General features: G+C 59.2%; 16 protein-coding genes. 7 read left to right on the top strand and 9 right to left on the bottom strand.

Features of this window, described 5'->3' with window-relative positions; genetic code table 11:
- Positions 1-37: 37 nt before the first annotated feature.
- Positions 38-2,776 carry a valine--tRNA ligase gene (locus SYN63AY4M2_RS04800; protein ID WP_099812447.1) on the bottom strand — a complete coding sequence of 913 codons (2,739 nt, stop codon included), beginning with the start codon at positions 2,774-2,776 and terminating at the stop codon, positions 38-40.
- Between the two features lie 153 nt (positions 2,777-2,929).
- Between SYN63AY4M2_RS04800 and SYN63AY4M2_RS04795 the strand changes: the two genes are divergently transcribed.
- The gene (locus SYN63AY4M2_RS04795) at positions 2,930-3,352 is read left to right on the top strand and encodes a heavy metal-responsive transcriptional regulator (protein WP_011429417.1); all 423 of its coding nucleotides are present in this window, start codon (positions 2,930-2,932) and stop codon (positions 3,350-3,352) included.
- Positions 3,349-3,810 (top strand): copper chaperone Copz family protein, encoded by a 462-nt coding sequence (locus tag SYN63AY4M2_RS04790; protein ID WP_049749709.1) that lies wholly within the window; start codon positions 3,349-3,351, stop codon positions 3,808-3,810. The genes SYN63AY4M2_RS04795 and SYN63AY4M2_RS04790 overlap by 4 nt, the downstream gene beginning before the upstream one ends.
- Before the next feature lie 139 nt (positions 3,811-3,949).
- Here SYN63AY4M2_RS04790 and SYN63AY4M2_RS04785 read toward each other — a convergent pair whose 3' ends face one another.
- Positions 3,950-4,771 carry a phosphatidate cytidylyltransferase gene (locus SYN63AY4M2_RS04785; RefSeq protein ID WP_011429420.1) on the bottom strand — a complete coding sequence of 274 codons (822 nt, stop codon included), beginning with the start codon at positions 4,769-4,771 and terminating at the stop codon, positions 3,950-3,952.
- A 319-nt stretch (positions 4,772-5,090) separates the two neighbouring features.
- Here SYN63AY4M2_RS04785 and pdhA point away from each other — a divergent pair, with 319 nt between their 5' ends.
- Both pdhA and SYN63AY4M2_RS04775 read left to right on the top strand, forming a co-directional pair.
- Positions 5,091-6,092, top strand: a complete 1,002-nt coding sequence (gene pdhA / locus SYN63AY4M2_RS04780) for a pyruvate dehydrogenase (acetyl-transferring) E1 component subunit alpha (protein ID WP_099812446.1) — start codon at positions 5,091-5,093, stop codon at positions 6,090-6,092.
- 220 nt (positions 6,093-6,312) lie between these two features.
- Positions 6,313-7,893: an NAD(P)H-quinone oxidoreductase subunit 4 gene (locus tag SYN63AY4M2_RS04775; RefSeq protein WP_099812445.1), complete on the top strand. Its 1,581-nt coding sequence runs from the start codon at positions 6,313-6,315 to the stop codon at positions 7,891-7,893.
- 194 nt (positions 7,894-8,087) lie between these two features.
- On the opposite strand, the gene SYN63AY4M2_RS04770 is transcribed toward SYN63AY4M2_RS04775, so the two are convergent.
- The 6 genes from SYN63AY4M2_RS04770 to SYN63AY4M2_RS04745 all read right to left on the bottom strand — a co-directional run bounded on the left by SYN63AY4M2_RS04770 (position 8,088) and on the right by SYN63AY4M2_RS04745 (position 12,060).
- Positions 8,088-8,267, bottom strand: a complete 180-nt coding sequence (locus SYN63AY4M2_RS04770) for a hypothetical protein (protein WP_011429425.1) — start codon at positions 8,265-8,267, stop codon at positions 8,088-8,090.
- Positions 8,268-8,577: 310 nt separating this feature from the next.
- On the bottom strand, positions 8,578-9,267 hold the full coding sequence (locus SYN63AY4M2_RS04765) for a V4R domain-containing protein (RefSeq protein ID WP_011429426.1): 690 nt from the start codon (positions 9,265-9,267) through the stop codon (positions 8,578-8,580).
- Positions 9,268-9,283: 16 nt separating this feature from the next.
- The gene (locus SYN63AY4M2_RS04760; protein WP_240527736.1) at positions 9,284-9,754 is read right to left on the bottom strand and encodes a phycobilisome protein; all 471 of its coding nucleotides are present in this window, start codon (positions 9,752-9,754) and stop codon (positions 9,284-9,286) included.
- Between the two features lie 31 nt (positions 9,755-9,785).
- Positions 9,786-10,310 (bottom strand): hypothetical protein, encoded by a 525-nt coding sequence (locus SYN63AY4M2_RS13765; RefSeq protein WP_168173316.1) that lies wholly within the window; start codon positions 10,308-10,310, stop codon positions 9,786-9,788.
- A gap of 408 nt (positions 10,311-10,718) precedes the next feature.
- On the bottom strand, positions 10,719-11,402 hold the full coding sequence (locus SYN63AY4M2_RS04750; RefSeq protein WP_011429429.1) for a V4R domain-containing protein: 684 nt from the start codon (positions 11,400-11,402) through the stop codon (positions 10,719-10,721).
- 172 nt (positions 11,403-11,574) lie between these two features.
- Positions 11,575-12,060, bottom strand: coding sequence for a 2Fe-2S iron-sulfur cluster-binding protein (locus SYN63AY4M2_RS04745; RefSeq protein WP_099887246.1), 486 nt, complete (start codon positions 12,058-12,060; stop codon positions 11,575-11,577).
- A 610-nt stretch (positions 12,061-12,670) separates the two neighbouring features.
- Here SYN63AY4M2_RS04745 and SYN63AY4M2_RS04740 point away from each other — a divergent pair.
- Positions 12,671-13,198, top strand: coding sequence for a phycobilisome rod-core linker polypeptide (locus SYN63AY4M2_RS04740; protein ID WP_099887245.1), 528 nt, complete (start codon positions 12,671-12,673; stop codon positions 13,196-13,198).
- Here SYN63AY4M2_RS04740 and SYN63AY4M2_RS04735 read toward each other — a convergent pair.
- Positions 13,195-14,205 (bottom strand): ABC transporter substrate-binding protein, encoded by a 1,011-nt coding sequence (locus SYN63AY4M2_RS04735; RefSeq protein ID WP_099812436.1) that lies wholly within the window; start codon positions 14,203-14,205, stop codon positions 13,195-13,197. The genes SYN63AY4M2_RS04740 and SYN63AY4M2_RS04735 overlap by 4 nt on opposite strands.
- Before the next feature lie 175 nt (positions 14,206-14,380).
- Between SYN63AY4M2_RS04735 and cobA the strand changes: the two genes are divergently transcribed.
- Entirely contained in the window at positions 14,381-15,883 is a 1,503-nt protein-coding gene (gene cobA / locus SYN63AY4M2_RS04730) for a uroporphyrinogen-III C-methyltransferase (RefSeq protein ID WP_099812435.1), read from the top strand.
- A 117-nt stretch (positions 15,884-16,000) separates the two neighbouring features.
- Positions 16,001-16,825: a 1,4-dihydroxy-2-naphthoyl-CoA synthase gene (gene menB / locus SYN63AY4M2_RS04725; protein WP_011432215.1), complete on the top strand. Its 825-nt coding sequence runs from the start codon at positions 16,001-16,003 to the stop codon at positions 16,823-16,825.
- Positions 16,826-16,932 lie beyond the last annotated feature (107 nt).

The following is a 16,932-nucleotide window of genomic DNA, read 5'->3' as shown; positions in this document are numbered from 1 at the left end:
AGGGCAAGAGCCGCCAAGGAGAGCGCTCCCCACTGCTCTAGCCCAACTTTTCCATGCGGGCTTGCAAAAGCTGCATCTGGGCCTCCAGCTCCGCCAGTTGCTCGCGGCTGGCCTGCACCACTTCGGGGTTGGCCCGGCTGAGGAAATTGGGGTTCTCCAGGCGGGCGCGGATCCCTTGGGCTTCTTTTTCCAGCTTGGCCAGATCTTTTTGCACCTTGGCCCGCAGCGCCTCCACATCCACCAGCCCTGCCAGGGGCACCAGCACCTGCACTGTGCCCACTACGGCAGCCGCCACCTGCTTGGGATCCCTGGCCAGGGATCCCGTGATTTCTAAGGACTCCACCTTGGCCAGCTCGCGGATGTAGGCCTGGGCGGTGGTGAGGATCCGCTGCTCGTCCGGATCGGCGGTAACCAGAAAGGCGGCGATGGTCTGATGCGGCTTAAGGCCAGCCTCTGCCCGCAGGTTGCGCAGGCTGCTGATGGTCTGGATCACCAGGCCAAACTCCCGCTCCAGTTGCGGGTTAACCCAGCTGGGGTCGGGGGTGGGATAGGGCTGGACGGAGATGGAGGTGGCTTGGTTGGCCTGGGTGAGGAGCTGCCAGACTTCTTCGGTGATATGGGGCATCCAGGGGTGCAGCAGCCGCAGAATGGTCTCCAGCACGGTGGCCAATACCTGCTGCGCCGTGCGCTTGGAAGCGAGGTCTTCTCCCCGCAGCCGGGGTTTAGCCAGCTCGATGTACCAGTCACAAAAGTCATCCCAAATCAGGGAGTACAAGAGCCGCGCCCCCTCGCCCAGGCCGTAGGCTTCCAGCTCTTCAATAACCTGGGTGGCCGTGGAGTGCAGCCGCGACAGGATCCAGCGATCGGCCAGCTCCAGCGCCTCCGGAGCCGGGGATCCCAGTTGGGCGGGGGTTTGCCCCTCTAGGTTCAGCAGCACAAAGCGGGAGGCGTTCCAGATCTTGTTGGCAAAGTTGCGGGCCGCCTCGACGCTGGCGCTCTCGCCAGTCTTGCGGTCGTAGGCCAGGCGGATATCCTGGCCGGCCCCCACCACTTCTTTAACCAAAGCGTAGCGCAGGGCGTCGGTGCCGTACTTGTCCAAAAGCTCGATGGGATCGATGCCGTTGCCCTTGGACTTGGACATTTTCGCCCCGTGCTCGTCCCGCACCAGGCCGTTGATGTAGACATCTTTGAAGGGGATCTGGCCGGTAAACTGCACTCCCATCATGGCCATGCGGGCCACCCAGAAGAAGATGATGTCGAAGCCCGTAGACATCAGGGAGGTGGGGTAGTAGCGCTTGAAGTCCTCCGTCTCCTCCGGCCAGCCCAGCGTGGAAAAAGGCCACAGCGCCGAGCTAAACCAGGTGTCCAACACATCGGGATCCCGCTCCAGCCGCTCCACGTCGGGGCCGAACTTCTCCCGCGCCTTGGCCCACGCCTCTTCGGCGTTGCGGGCCACCACAAAAGCCTGCGGATCCTCAGGGAGCTGGCCGTCGATGACCGGATACCAGGCCGGGATCTGGTGCCCCCACCACAGTTGCCGCGAGATACACCAGGGGCGCAGCTTCTCCAGCCAGCCCGTGTAAACCTTGGTCCAGCGCTCCGGAATAAAGCGGGGGTTGTGGTGTTCCCGCTCCTCCTGCAAGCAGCGGGCCGCCATCCCGGAAACATCGCAAAACCACTGAATGGAGAGCAGCGGCTCAATGGGCACACCCCCGCGGTCGCTGTAGGGCACGCTGTGGGTGTACTCCTCCACCTTCTCCAGCAGGCCGTGCTCAGCAAACCACTGCACCACCTTCTCGCGGGCCACAAAGCGATCCAGGCCGGTGAAGGGATCCCCGTTCTCGTTGAGGGTGCCGTCCTTGTTGAGAATGTTGATCAAGGGCAACTGGTGGCGCCGGCCCATCTCAAAGTCGTTGGGGTCGTGGGCCGGGGTGACCTTGACGCAGCCAGACCCAAAGGTGGGATCCACATACTCGTCGGCGATGATGGGGATGAGGCGATCCTTGATGGGCAGCCGCACAAACTGGCCGATGAGATGGCGGTAGCGCTCGTCTTGGGGGTGGACCGCCACGGCTGTATCCCCCAGCATCGTCTCCGGGCGGGTGGTGGCCACCACCAGGTACTGGCCGGGATCGGCGGCCAAGGGGTAGCGGAAATGCCAGAGGTGGCCCTTGACCTCTTTGTTGTCCACCTCGATGTCGGAGACTGCTGACTGGGTGGCCGGACACCAGTTGACCAAATACTCGCCCCGATAGATCAGCCCTGCTTCGTAGAGGCGGACAAAGGCTTCCGTAACTGCCCGGCTCAGGCCCTCGTCGAGGGTAAAGCGATCCCGCGTCCAGTCCAGCGACAGGCCCAGCCGCCGCAGTTGGCTTTTGATGGTGCCCTGGGATTGCTCCTTCCAGGCCCAGGCCCGCTCTAGAAAAGCCTCGCGGCCCAGCTCAAAGCGGCTCTTGCCCTCCTGGCGCAGTTGGTTTTCCAGGATGGTGTGCACGGCAATGCTGGCATGATCCGTGCCCGGCAGCCAGAGGACGTTGTAGCCGCGCATGCGCTTGTAGCGCACCACCACATCGGGCAGGGTAAAGGCAAAGGCATGGCCCATGTGTAGGCTGCCGGTGACATTGGGCGGGGGCAGCACCATGCTGAAGGCTTCTCCCGGCGCCTTGGGATCCGCTACGTAAAACCCCTTTTCCTCCCAAAAGCGCTGCCACTTCGGCTCGGTCTCAAAGGGGTTGTACTGGCTGGGCAGGTGGGCGAGGGAAGGTGCAGCAGTCATGCAGAATCCAGGCCAGGCTTGTTAAAGGACTACCCTATAGGTTAGCAGGCTTACTTTAAGCCGGCGGGCTCTTGCTAGGGATCCCTCTTGACCTTGTAGTTAGCTATAGGGTTTAGGCTGAGAGAGCTTCTGGAGAGAGGGAATCAACCGGGCATGTCTGAACTGCTGCGGGTGGGTCAGGTAGCCGAGAAACTGGGCATCACCCCCCAAACCCTCTACTTCTACGAGCGCCTGGGGCTCATTCCCAAGCCGCGCAGGACGGAGGGGGGCTATCGCCTCTACGGGGAGCCTGAGCTGGAGCGGCTGGCTTTCATCGCCCGCGCCAAGGCTTTGGGACTTACCCTAGCCGAGATCAAGGAACTGCTCTTGCTTCAGGAGAATGGGCAGGCTTTGCCCTGTTGGCAGGTGTACGTAAAGCTAACCGAAAAGCTCAGACAAATCGATAAGTCAATTGCCCATCTGCAGGAACTCAGAGGGGAGTTGTCAACACTCATTGAAAAGTGTCAACAAAAATTTTCTGAGCAAGAGAAAAGCTCTTCTTGCGCCATCTTTCAACAACAGCTTGATAACTCATGACAAGAGAACCCCTTGTACCATTTTCTGCTAGTGCTTGGCAGCCCTTGTGCCCAAGAAGTGGGGAGCAGGGGATCTCAATTCAACTGATTACCCTGAAGAGCCTGCTATCTCCTCCAGCTTTGGCACAATTGGATGCCGACAGCAGCTATGCGTTTTGTCGGGATCCCATTTGTCCTGTTGTTTATTTTTCTGAGCAAGGTCAGAGCTTTGGGGTTGACGACCTCAAGGTTCCAGTCTTTCAAAAAGAAAGTGGCGAGGACGTGCCCGTCTGCTACTGTTTTGGCTGGACGCGCCAGCGCATCCGGCAAGAGCTGAAGGGATCCAAAACGCCCCAGGCCATTCTGGAGGAAATTGCCGCCCACATCAAAGCCAAGCGCTGCGGCTGCCAGGTCAACAACCCGCAGGGGTTTTGCTGTCTGGAAAATGTTAGGCAGTTTATCTCTGAAGTGCAACAATGAAAAGCTCAGGAACAAAATAACTCGGACCTCTGCCCGCAACTCTAGCTATCTCAAACCCAGTTGAGAGTTTTGCCGCCGACCCACAGCTCCGCGCTGCTATCGCAATACCCTCAGCCCTGAGAGATGCGGCTAAAGTATGTCAACGATTGAAATAGGCGCTAAGCCACTCCAGGCATTGCATAAAGTAAAACACCAGGGGCCCGGTAAAGACGTAGCTATCTCCCCGATCCAAAATGCCGCCGTGGCCGGGGATGAGATCCCCGGAATCCTTGACGCCGGCATCTCGCTTCATCAGCGATTCGGTCAGATCCCCCAGCAGGCTGGTCAGCCCAATTAAAAACCCCAACACCCCGCCGCTCAGCCAGCTCCACGGCCACTTGAGGTAGTAGGCTCCCGCCACAGCCAGGGCCATGCTGGCGGCAATCCCCGCTACGGCCCCTTCCACCGTCTTCTTGGGGCTGAGGATGGAGAGCTTGGTGCGCCCAAAGGTCCGCCCACAGAGATAGGCGGCCACATCCGCTGCTATGACACAGCCGATGGCCAGCAGCGTAATCCACAGTCCTTCCCCAAGCTCTTGGGAAAAAGACAGGGCCCTGACCCGGATCCAAAAGCTGGGCAACAGCGCACAGTAAAACAACCCCAAAATCGAAGTGGCAATGTCGGCAATGGTGGCCACCTTGGGCTTAAAGAGCAAATAAAAACAGATGATGGATCCCGCCACAATAAAAGCAGGGCTGGTCCATTCCGGCTTTGCCTGCTGCAAAAACACCAGCACCTGGCTAGACAACATGGTGGTGCGCATGGCCGGCGCATTGCCCTTGGCCTGCACCAGGCGGAAGAACTCCAGTTGGGCCAGGAAAATGATCAGCCCCATGGCTGCTGTGAAGTACCAGCCCCCTAGCAGGGTAACCGTCAGGGCAAACAGGACCGCCGCAAAACCGCTAACCCAACGGGCTCCCATAGGCACACCCCGTCACGTTGGTTGGCCAAAGACCTCCTGCCCGCGGCTCCAGGTCAAAGTCCACGCCGAAGGCAGAAGCAGCCCTCAGCCTTGCGCTCTTGGTGTTTAGGATTTGCGTCTGCGCGATGAAGTCCTGCTGCGGCTGCTGCAACGAAAATGCCTCTTGCCCTAGCCTTCCAGTTTACTCTTCTTGATCCCAGAGGAACCCCTCTCTGGAACTGGGATCCCTACCTATCCCTGGGTTGGGGGCTTCAGATGTCGCGGAGCATGGAATAATTGAAAAGCTGCAAAAATTGGTTACCCTCGACCCGATTCCAGCATGGTTCAGGAACTGACGTCCCCCGTGGCTAGCGCTCGCATCTCTGCCGAAGAAGCCCGCATGCTCTACGAAGACATGGTGCTGGGCCGCCTGTTTGAGGACAAGTGCGCCGAGATGTACTACAAGGGCAAGATGTTCGGCTTTGTGCACCTGTACAACGGGCAGGAGGCTGTGTCCACGGGGGTGATCAAGGCGCTCAAGCCCACCGACTACGTCTGCAGCACCTACCGGGATCACGTGCATGCCCTTAGCACCGGGATTCCCCCACGAGCAGTGATGGCGGAGCTCTTTGGCAAGGCTACCGGCTGCAGCAAGGGCCGCGGCGGCTCGATGCACCTGTTTTCGGCAGAGCACAACTTTTTGGGGGGCTATGCCTTTGTGGCCGAAGGGATCCCGGTGGCGACGGGAGCAGCGTTTTCGGCCAAGTACCGCGGCACCGACCAGGTGACCGTCTGCTTTTTTGGGGATGGAGCCTGCAACAACGGCCAGTTCTATGAATGCCTCAACATGGCCGCCCTCTGGAAGTTGCCCATCGTCTACGTGGTGGAGAACAACTTCTGGGCTATTGGCATGGCCCACAGGCGTGCCACTTCGGTAACCGACATCTACCTCAAGGGCCCCGCCTTTGGCATGCCCGGCTACCAAGTAGACGGTATGGACGTGCTGGCGGTGCGGGAGGCAGCCCAGCAGGCCATTGCCCGTGCCCGCGCCGGGGAAGGCCCCACCTTGCTGGAGTGCCTCACCTATCGCTTCCGCGGCCACTCTTTGGCCGACCCCGACGAGCTGCGCAGCCCGGAAGAAAAAGAATTCTGGCGGCAGCGGGATCCCATCAAACGACTGGAGCGCTACGCCTTGGAACACAACTTGATGACTGAAGCGGACTTCCAGGCCATTCAGGAAAAGGTGAGCGCCGTGATTGAGGATGCCGTCCTTTTCGCGCTGGAAAGCCCTGAGCCTACCCTGGACGAGTTGCACCGCTTCGTTTTCGCTGAAGACGAGTAGATCCTGCTTGGTTCCCAGTGTCGAGGGAGTGCGGGGGCCCAACTCCGCGCAACTTTCCACCCGGGCTGCCATCGCCGCTCCCTTGGCAATCCTCCCGGCTTAGCCTCAGAGAAACCTTCTCCAGATCTGCGCAAGAGCGCAGATCTGTAAAAATCGCTTTCCATTTGTTTACATAGCTTCATATCATTGGGGTATCGAGCATGAGTATTTATTCCCGGTCATGAGCAATTCTCTTGAGTTTCCCTGGCTGTCGGCCCTGGTGCTCTTGCCGCTGCTGGCAGCCTTTGGGATCCCCCTGCTCCCCCAGAGCCGCTGGGCGCGTTGGTATGCCCTCGCTGTGGGGGCTTTGGATTTGGGCCTGATGGTCTATGTCTTCGGGCAGCGCTACGACCTGCGGGATTTTTCGCTGCAACTGGCGGAGCGCTACGCCTGGGTTCCCCAGATTGGGTTCCACTGGTCGCTGGCGGTGGATGGCCTCTCCTTCCCGCTGGTGCTGCTGTCGGGCTTGATTACGACTTTGGCGATCGTGGCGGCTTGGAATCTCACCCACAAGCCGCGTTTGTTTTTCTTCCTGCTGCTGCTGATGTACGGCGCCCAGGTGGGCGTGTTCTTGGCGCAGGATCTGCTCCTCTTTTTCTTGATGTGGGAGATCGAGCTGGTGCCCGTTTATCTCCTGATTGCCATCTGGGGTGGGCCACAGCGCCAGTACGCCGCCACCAAGTTTATCCTCTACACCGCTGCCGCCTCTATTTTCATTCTGGTGGGATCCCTGGCGATGGCCTTTGGCAGCGAGGGCTTTAGCTTGGAGATGGCAGAGCTGGGGGCCAAGTCCTATCCGCTGGCTCTCCAGATCTTGGCGTATGCAGCTTTCCTAATTGCCTTTGGGGTGAAGCTGCCGGTCTTTCCGCTGCACACCTGGCTGCCGGATGCTCATAGCGAAGCCTCGGCGCCCATTTCCATGATCCTGGCCGGGGTGCTGCTCAAGATGGGGGGCTACGGCCTGATCCGCCTAAACGTGGGCATCTTGTCGGAGGCGCATGTGTACTTCGCGCCAGTGCTGGCGGTGCTGGGGGCAGTGAACATCGTCTACGGAGCCCTGGCCGCCCTGGGGCAAAACTACCTCAAGCGGCGCTTGGCCTATTCCTCCATTGCCCATATGGGCTTTGTCTTGATCGGCATTGCCGCTTTTACGGAGCTAGGTCTCAACGGCGCCCTCTTGCAGATGATCTCCCACGGTCTGATCGCTGCGGTTTTGTTCTTCCTGACGGGGATCACCTACGAGCGCACCCACACCCTTGCCCTCGACAAGTTGGGCGGGTTGGCTAAGCAAATGCCGAAGGCCTTTGCCCTGTTTACAGCAGGATCCCTGGCCTCGTTGGCGCTACCCGGAATGAGCGGATTTGTGGGCGAGCTGACGGTGTTCTTGGGCTTGATCACCAGCGATGCCTATGCGCCGACCTTCAAGGCAGGAATTGCTCTGCTGGCGGCAGTGGGCATTATTCTGACGCCCATTTACTTGCTCTCTATGCTGCGGCAGGTGTTCTATGGGGCTCAGGATCCCGGCTTGGTGTTGGAAGACTACCTGGGGGATCTGCGCCCGCGAGAAATGGCGGTGGCTCTCTGTCTGCTGTTGCCGATTCTCGGCATTGGCCTCTACCCGCGGCTGGCTACCCAAACCTACGACGTTACAACGGTGGCGGTAGCTGCTCAGTTGCGCAGTGCCCTGCCGACGGAAATTGTGCAACGGCCCCTCCTGCCGGTGCAACCGGCTCAGGTGGCGGCTTTGCCCCCGACAGATTAGGGAGCATCGGGATCCCCGCTTCTCTCTATTGGTCTCGCCTTGAACGGAAGAGCTGTTGCTTGAGAAGTTGCTTACCTCAAGTTTCAGCTCTTCTTTTGTTTTTTTAGCTTGCTTTAACTTTCGAGTTGGACTCGTGAGTGAGGATGTTTTGGGCTGGAATTCCCTTCTAACCGACTCTCCTTGGGCTGTCAATCCTAGCGAGGATCAGAATGAATGGAGTTGTGCTCGCTCAGATTGAGCTGCACCACCAGCCACCAAAGGGTAACGTCGGAGTAAGTTGCCCGCCGCTTCAGCCGGGAAATGGAATGAACCGGATTTTGGCTGTCGATCATCCACTCCGAAGCGATGATTTGGCTCCGTTGCTGAGCATTCATTGCCTCTCCCCCTTCGCAACTGCTCAAGACTTGGAATAGCTAATATTTAGGATGGCGAATTTGTAGGGGAGCGTGTGAAAAAATATATTACGCAGGGATCCCTAAGGACAGCTAACTTTCTTAGCAATTGGGATCTCGACGGCTGCTCAGTTGAGGACCTACTGGCCGAGGAGCCCAAAAAACTTTGCAAAAGATGAAAGATTGAGCAGGGAGATTTGTCTTTGTCTTTACAAGTCTTAAGACCCAGAAAAATTCAATTCTCTCCTTCTCTGCCAGCCTGGAAACATGGGTCTTCAGCAGGGATCCCTCCCTAGGAACCGGCGGCCAGCCGATCCCAAATCTCCTCGTGGGAGAGGCCTTTGCGCACCCATTCTTCACAATTGTGCAGGCGCTGGGCGGTGCCGATGAGGAAGCGGTTGAGGTCGGCCCCCAGGGACTCGCAGGTGGTCTGCACACAGACTAGATCCCGTTCCGAGAGCAAGGAGAAGAGGCCGGCCAGCATGCCCGCCTCCAGATGGCCAGCCGGCTCCCGCCGCGCAGACAGTTCCTCCGGCCTAAGGCTGGCACGAGCAGCCAGGGCAAAGCCGGAGTTGCGGATCTTGGCTTGAACCAGGCCGCGGTCGGCGGCGGAAAAATCCAGCTCCAGGCGGCCCCAGCCGTGGGTGGCCCAGAGATCGCTGAGGGCATCGAGGAAGATCCCCATCGGCAATTCCTGCAACGGCTGTTGGTAGTAGCGGGAGAGTTCGTCTTCAATGCGGCGGAAAAACGCCTCTCCCCACTCGCGACCACAGTTGTAGAGGATGACGCGGGTGGCTTGGCCGGTTTCGTAGCGCAAGCCGGCGTAGATGGCTTCCAAGAGGGGCATGGGAAAGGCCGCCAGGCGGTATCCTCCCCGGCTGTAGAGCAGGCCGCTGTGGATGTCGGGGCGGATGTAGTAGGCAGGGCTGAAGCAGTGGCCGGGCAGGATCTGGTCTTGCAGGAGCTCTTGCAGGGTGGTCATGGCTGTCCTCTGGACTCTAGTTGACCAGCATCGACTTGGCCAAGAGCACGTAGGGGCGGATGGACTCGCTCTCTTCGGGGCCGAAAACAGCGCTGAGGGAGTCGAGCATCAACTTGTAGGCGGGCTGGCACTGGTCGCGCATCTTGAAAGATTTCAGGATCGTCTCCAGCCAGTAGAGCAACTTATCCCGCAGGTAATCCTCGTCATTGAGCAGCATAGCCAGGCAGCAGTAGCGCCACACCATGATCAGGTCGCGGCGGCAGCGCTCCCAGGCCAGGTGCCCATGTTGGCGGGGCAAATTCGGCATCATCTGTTGGAACTTTTCCATCACCCAATCCACCAGCTCCTGCTCCTTGGCCTGCAGGACTTGATACAGGCGGACTCGTTTGGGGATCCCTTCCACGTAGGCGTGTAGGGTTTTCAACTCATCTGGGCGCAGATAGCGACCCTCGCTTTGCTGCATCAGCTCGGCCACGCTTGAATTCATCAGCATCATCGGGAGCCTCCGTTGGCTGGTCTTACGCGAACATTTCCATCAGGGTAGGTGCCGGTTCCGAGGCCCCTTCTGCCTTGGCTTTAGGCAAAGGGGCAGAAGAGGGATCCCCAGTAGCCCGCAGGAGTTGCCAGTAGGGGGCAAGCAGTTCCCATTGCTCTGCTGACAGGGATCCCTGCACCACTGCACCTAGTTGATCCAGCGCCTGCGGCAGCCCCAAATACTGTTCCATCGCGCCAAGGGTCCCCTGCTGCAGAGGGGTGGGATCCCCCAGCAACAGGCTCAAGCCCAGGGAGCGCAGGCAGAAGGCCAGTTGCCGGGCCAAGAGGCGCTGAGCGGGGGTAAGAGAGGATTCTGCCCCGCCGGTGTACCCGTGCTGTTGCAGAACCTGCTCGATCCACGCCCGCTCTTGTTGTTGCAAGACTTGGTAGAGATCCAGCCGCTCTGGAAACGAGAGGGCGTAGCGGATGAGATCTTGCAGATCGTCGGGTGTCAGGTAATCCCCTTCTCGATCGGCAATGCGCTCCGGCCAAGGGCGAAGGTCGTTCATGGGTGAGGTCTCCTTAAAAAACGCGATACGAGTCAAAAGATCGAGCGGCTCGAGGAAGCAAGGCCTAAGTTGGGGCCAAGCAGGGCTAAAGCAAAGCTCCGCCAAACAAAGCGGCAAAATCCTCAAGGGTAAAGGGATCCTCTGGCGGCAGCTCTGGGCGCAGGCAGATGCCCGACCAATTGCAGCCGGCAAAAACACCGACTGGGCCAAAAGCAGGGACGCGCCGAACTCCGGCAACACTTCTGAGGAGAAAAAGGTCTGGACTGAGGGACGGTTATCCCAATTCAACCCTTGCAAAAAAACTGCTAGCGGTTGCCCTAAGTCCAGATTGGGGTTGAGGTTGGAAGTAAGCATAGGCATCCTCCCCACAATGCCGAAGAGAGGGACTGCAAAAGCCACAGGCAGGCCTCACAGTTGGCGCAAACGCTGCTCGATCTCACGGGCGCTGGCCCCTTCGCTCATCCAGAAATTGGCGGCATCGATGCGCTCTTGGCTGCCCAGCAAAAACTTGCAGTAGGTTTCGCCCATTGCGTAGCACTGGATCTCGATGCAGGCCAGCTCACGGGAGGTCATGGCAGAGAAAAATCCGGCAAACAGCCCGGCATAGAGGTGACAAACCGGTTTGCCCACGTCGCCCAGGGTGCGGGCCACCATCGAGTCAAACAGGTTGATGAACAAGAACCCTTTTTGTTTGGATTCGGTTTCCACCTCCCACTTGCCCCACCCTTGCGCCGTAAAGGGCCACCACCAGGTCTCCAGCAAAAACAAAAGGTTGGACTGCTTGACCCCAACCCCGTACTCCCGCTCGTACCACTGGGAAAAGTGCTGGGCATCGCGGACGCCCCACTCCTTGCCGATGGTGTACATCACCGCCGCAGAGGCATCGCCCACTTCCCGCTCTAGGCCGGCCTGCAGGCCGACAATGAAGTCTTCGCTAAGCAGCAGGTTTTGGGTGTTATTCCAGTCGATAATCGTGCCTTGCTCTCGGTTAAAGCGGAAGAAATCGCGGTAGCTGTAGTGAGCGTGCTTGTCGCGGCCCACCGGCATGGTGACTGCGGGACGGGGATCCGATCGAGTGGTGGTGCTAACCATGGCTTTCTCCTAAGGAGCAATCTAGACGGCAAAGTAATCGGAAAAGTCCCTAGCTTTGATGGGCTGCCTTCTTGTTGAAATTCAATCTATTGAGCCTCTAGCCTGGCCTTTTTTGCCTGTGAGCCACGGGGATTGCGCCCCCGCAGCGGCCTAGCTAAGCTGCCGCGATCCCTTAGGCCTCGCTGGTCTGGGCAAGGGTGCTGCCGATGATGCGAAAATCTTCGTTTTCCAGTTGCTTGACGGTGGAGCGAGTGATGATCTTGCCCTGCTCCACCAAAACGCGCCCCGTCCGCGGGTGGAGCAGATCTTGTTCGGCCCGCCGACCGATGAGCACTTCGATATCCCTGAGCGAGTTCACGTACATCCCCGGCGGCAGCTCCACCACCACCCCATCGGCCACCACCCGCGCCTGACAGGCCAGCCGGGAATTGCTGCGGGCGCTGGTGATTGTCTCCAGGGTTTTCGCCTCGCGGGGGGTGATGGGAGTGAGGCTTTCCATTCCCTCTTTGACGTAAACATGACAGGTGGCGCAGAGGCCGCGACCGTTGCATTCCTTTGAGACATGGAGCTCCTCCGACAAAATGGCCGACAGAAGATTGCTGTAGGTATCGACCTCCGAGACACGAGATAAAGGCTCTAGCCGGATTTGTTTAACCATAGACGGGATCCACATTAAGGGCAGACAAAAAACCCCGGCGGGCAGGATCTACTGCATAAGCAACGCAAACCAATCACAAAAATTGATTGATCCCTTCCCCTGCAGCCCCCTTGCAGGTCTACAGCAACACCTGAGTCCCCAGTCAATCAAACCAGAGCACTTCACCAGAGCACTTCAAATGATGAGCCCTGCACCTGTGACCCTGGGAGAGACTGCATTCTTTACTTAACTTATATTCTGGATCTATCTGGAGCAGGTTATTCTGGATGGAAGTGTCATAATACTTATGGAAGTGTCATAATACTTAACTACGAATAAACACGGAATTTTTTTTATCGGCTAGAAAGTTACAAAGTGAAATCACGTAAATTGGAGAAAATGACAACCCTTTCGTAAATATTTATCGCAGATCTCCCCCGGTCGTTCTGTCGGCAAGGTAAATCTTAAGTAGAACCTTCACGGTCTTTTATTGGCAATTTTGTTACAGAAGGATGTGCTGAAGTTTGCCGTAAAAGCGTATTGAGCCATTCGCTACTCTCTTGGCCATTTCTTTAAAGTAGCCCCTCGTTTTGTCTGTTTTTGTCAGTTCTGTCGATTGGGAGCTATTGCCATGGAACCACGCCAGCGGGATCCGCAAACGTTGCAAAACCTGTTGCGGGCCGCCTACCAACAGCTTTTGGAACGCCAGCCCTACCAGCACGAGAAGGCGGGAGAGCTGGAGAAGATCGAGCAGGACTTCTTGCGGGGCCAAATTGGGATCAAGCGCTTGGTTCGCCAAATTGGGGGATCCCGGCTCTACCGGCAGCTCTTTTTCAGTGCCGGCTGCAACACCCGCTGTGTGGAGCAGGCTTTTAAGCACTTTTTGGGACGGGCGCCGGCCAGCAGGGAGGAGGTGGCGGCCTATCACAACATTCTGGTGCGCCAGGGCTTTCAAGCCATGGTCAATGCCTTTATCGACTCGGAGGAATACCGCCACCAGTTCGGCAACGACCATCTGCCCCACCCCCGCCAACGGCTGAGCGGCCACCCACCTTTGGCCTACTTGCTGACAAACCAAATGCACCGGCGCCATGAGCTGGGGATGCAGGGATCCCCGCTTTTGCACAGTTTGGCGGCGATGGAAGTGGGGATCCCTTAGGCAGTGGGGCCGGGGAGGAAGTCGAGGGTATAGGCTTGGCGAACCTCCAGACCCGCTGCGCCGATCCCCAGGGCCACCATCTCCTGAAAGTAGGTTTGCCAGCGCTGGTGGGTCATGGCGCCGATCCCCAGGGTGGCGGCGTCGCCGCCGGTGAGGAGGTTGTAGTCTTGCAGGGCTTGGTGGGCATAGGCCAGAAGGGCCTCGCTCATGTTGGGGTTGTCTTGGCGGATGAGGCGATTGCCGGGGCGGGGATCCTCTAGGTAGCTCTGCCAGCCCTGGATGGAGGCGGCCACAAATTTTCGCACCTCCTCAGGGTGTCGTTCGGCAAAGGGGCGGGTGGTCTCCAGGGTGGTGGCGTAGGGGGAATAGCCGTAGTCGGCCAGCAGAAAAACGACGGGATCAAAGCCCCCCTCCTGGCGCACGCGGAAGGGCTCGGAGGTGACATAGCCCTGCTGGGCAGAAGACTTGTCCAGCAAGAAGGGCGTGAGGCTGAGGTTGTAGGGGCGCTTCTGCTCGTCGGTAAAGCCAAATTTGGCCCGCAAAAAAGGCCAGTAGGTGAGGTTGGCCCCTGGAGAGACCCAGATGGGCTTGCCCCGCAGGTCTTCTAGGCGCTCGATGCCCACCCCCGGATGGGCCAAAAGACACTGGGGATCCTTCTGGAAAAAGGCGGCCACGGTGAGCACGGGGATCCCAGCTTGCAGAGCCGCCAGAGCGTCGGGGCTGCCGCCGAGCACAAAATCTGCCGCTCCCCCGGCTAGCAGTTGCAGCACGTTAACCGCCGTTCCCCCCATGCGGATTTCCACCTGCAGACCGTAGTCGGCGTAGATGCCGGTGGCCAGGGCTTGGTAAAAGCCGCCGTGTTCGGCCTGGGCGTACCAGTTGGTGACCAGTCGCAAGGGCCGGGATCTGGCCGAAGAGGGGCGGGAGCCCGCTCCTACTGCTAGCAGAGCAGCTCCACTGGCCAAAAAACGCCGCCGCGGCCAAGGCTCTGGAGTTACACCGGACATAGGCAGGGATCCTCAGGCGGCCACGCTTTCAGTATCTCGCAAGTAGACCAGTTTTTCCTCAGGCTGGCCACCCCTTGGAAGAGGAGCTGTTGGGAGGCGTCTTCGATTTATATTTGCAAAGCAAGCGGGATCCCCTTCTTACAAGGGGCAAGATCGACATTCCAAGGGGTAGGGCATGGGCAAGGTGTATCTGGTGGGCGCGGGGCTGGGCGGGCGGGCGGGCCTGACGCAGGGAGCACTGGAGATCCTACGGCAGGCTGAGGCTATCTGGATCGACGAGCTGGTGGATGAGCGCTTGTTGGCAGAGTTGCCGCCGCAGGCGCAGGTGTGGCGACGCTCTGGGCCAGGAAGCCTCCAGGAGGGCATCCACTGGCTCATCCAGCGCTGCCGAGAAGGCAAACAGGTGGTTCACCTCAAGTCAGGGGATCCCTTGATCTTTGGCCGCGCTCGCGAGGAGATCCAAGCCCTTAGGGAGGCGGGCTGTCCGTTTGAGATTTGGCCGGGGCTGTCTTCGGCGCTGGCTGGCCCCTTTTGGGCAGGGATCCCCCTGACCGATAAGCACTTAAGCCGCGTTTTTGCCGTGCTGACTGCCCACGAGCTGGAGGCCTTGCCCTGGAGCGCCCTGGCCCAGTTGGATACTTTGGTGATTTTGATGGGATCCCGGCAGCGACAGCACATTGGCGCACGGCTGGTGGAGTCTGGGATCCCGGCAGACCGACCGGTGGCTGTGATCTGGGGAGCGGGGCAGGCAGAGCAACAGGTGTGGGTGGGCACCTTGGCGGAGCTGCAGCAGGAGGCGGGTCAGGCGAAGTTGCCGGGTCTGCTGGTGGTCGGGGAGGTGATCCGGCTGCGGCAGGACTTTTTGCCGGGGATCCCTCCTTTGCCTCCGCCGGCTCCCCTGGCAGGCAAGACGGTGCTGGTTACCCGTTCTGAGGGGCAATCACCAGCTTTTTGTGAGTTGCTGCAGGCCCAGGGGGCGCGGGTGCTGGAGATGCCGACCCTGGTGATCCAGCCGCCCACGAGCTGGGATCCCTTGGATACAGCCATTGCCAACCTGGAACAATTCGACTGGCTGCTGCTGACCTCTGCCAATGGAGTGCAGGCTTTCTTTGAGCGGCTGCAGCGGCAGGGGCGAGATAGCCGAGCACTCCACTCCCTGCAAGTGGCGGTGGTGGGATCCAAAACCGCTTCCGTGCTGGCCCAGTACGGCATTCGCCCGGATCTGATGCCCTCCGAGTTTGTGGCCGAAGCCCTGCTACCCATTTGGCCGCAGCCAGTGCAGGGGCAGCGCATCCTCTTTCCCCGCGTTGAGTCAGGAGGGCGGGAGGAGCTGGTACAGGGGTTGCGGCAGCGAGGAGCAGAGGTGGTGGAGGTGGCCGCCTATCAGTCCGCCTGTCCAGCAGCAGCGGATCCCCAGGTCCTGGAAGCTCTTAAAGCCCACCAGGTGGACATCCTCACCTTTGCCAGCTCCAAGACAGTACAGCATTTTGCCCACTTGATCCAGCAGGCAGGGCTAGGCCCTGAGATCTGGGATCCACCCGTGCAGATTGCCGCCATTGGCCCCAAGACGGCCGCAACCTGCAAGGCTGCATTTGGTCGAGTGGACATCGCAGCCCAGGAGTATACTTTGGAAGGATTGGTGGAAGCCCTCATCCAAGCGACCAACCGTTCTACCTAGCCTTTTCAGGCCGTTCGCGGTAGCGGTGCAGAGTACCCAGGTGCTCCTCATAGTGAGCCCCCATCAGCCAAACGGAACTCTCCTGGCCCGGCATCCCAATAGATACACCCAGACACCATGTGGCAGACGGCCAAGCTCTACGAAGACATTCTTTACGAAAAAACGGATGGCATTGCCAAGATCACCATCAACCGCCCCCACAAGCGCAACGCCTTCCGCCCCAAGACCATTGCCGAGCTGATTGATGCGTTTGCCGATGTGCGAGAGGATCCCAGGATTGGAGTAGTGCTCTTAACAGGCGCCGGGCCCCATACCGATGGGAAGTATGCCTTCTGCGCCGGCGGGGATCAAAGCGTACGGGGCGAGGCCGGTTACCTGGATGAGGCCGGGATCCCTCGTCTCAATGTGCTGGATCTGCAGCGCATCATCCGCTCTTTGCCCAAGGTGGTGATTGCCCTAGTGGCAGGCTACGCCATTGGGGGTGGCCATGTTTTGCATCTCATCTGCGACCTGACCATTGCCGCCGATAATGCCATCTTTGGGCAAACCGGCCCTAGGGTGGGCAGCTTCGATGGGGGCTTTGGGGCCGCCTACCTGGCGCGAGTGGTGGGGCAAAAAAAAGCCCGCGAGATTTGGTTCCTCTGCCGCCAATACACCGCAGCCCAAGCCCTGGAGATGGGTCTGGTCAATGCCGTGGTGCCGGTGGAAGAGCTGGAAGCTGAAGGGATCCGCTGGGCGCAAGAGATTCTCCAGCACAGCCCCTTGGCCATCCGCTGCCTCAAAGCCGCCTTCAATGCCGACTGCGATGGGCAGGTGGGGCTGCAGGAGCTGGCCGGAGATGCGACGTTGCTGTTCTACATGACCGAAGAAGCTGCTGAGGGCAAACGCGCCTTTTTGGAAAAGCGCCCACCTAACTTTCGCCAGTTTCCCTGGCTGCCATAGTTTGTTTGTTTTCATTAATTCCACTTCCCCGAAGGGAAGCGACTTGCCCCCAATTTTGTTGTTCTGGGGGAAACAGGAGGGTTTCCATTAATTCCACTTCCCCGAAG

Origin of the sequence: Synechococcus sp. 63AY4M2, from assembly GCF_002760475.1 — a bacterium.
In the GTDB taxonomy this organism is placed as follows: domain Bacteria; phylum Cyanobacteriota; class Cyanobacteriia; order Thermostichales; family Thermostichaceae; genus Thermostichus.
Note: the sequence above shows the minus strand (reverse complement) of the source record. Positions and strands in the feature narration are given on the sequence as shown.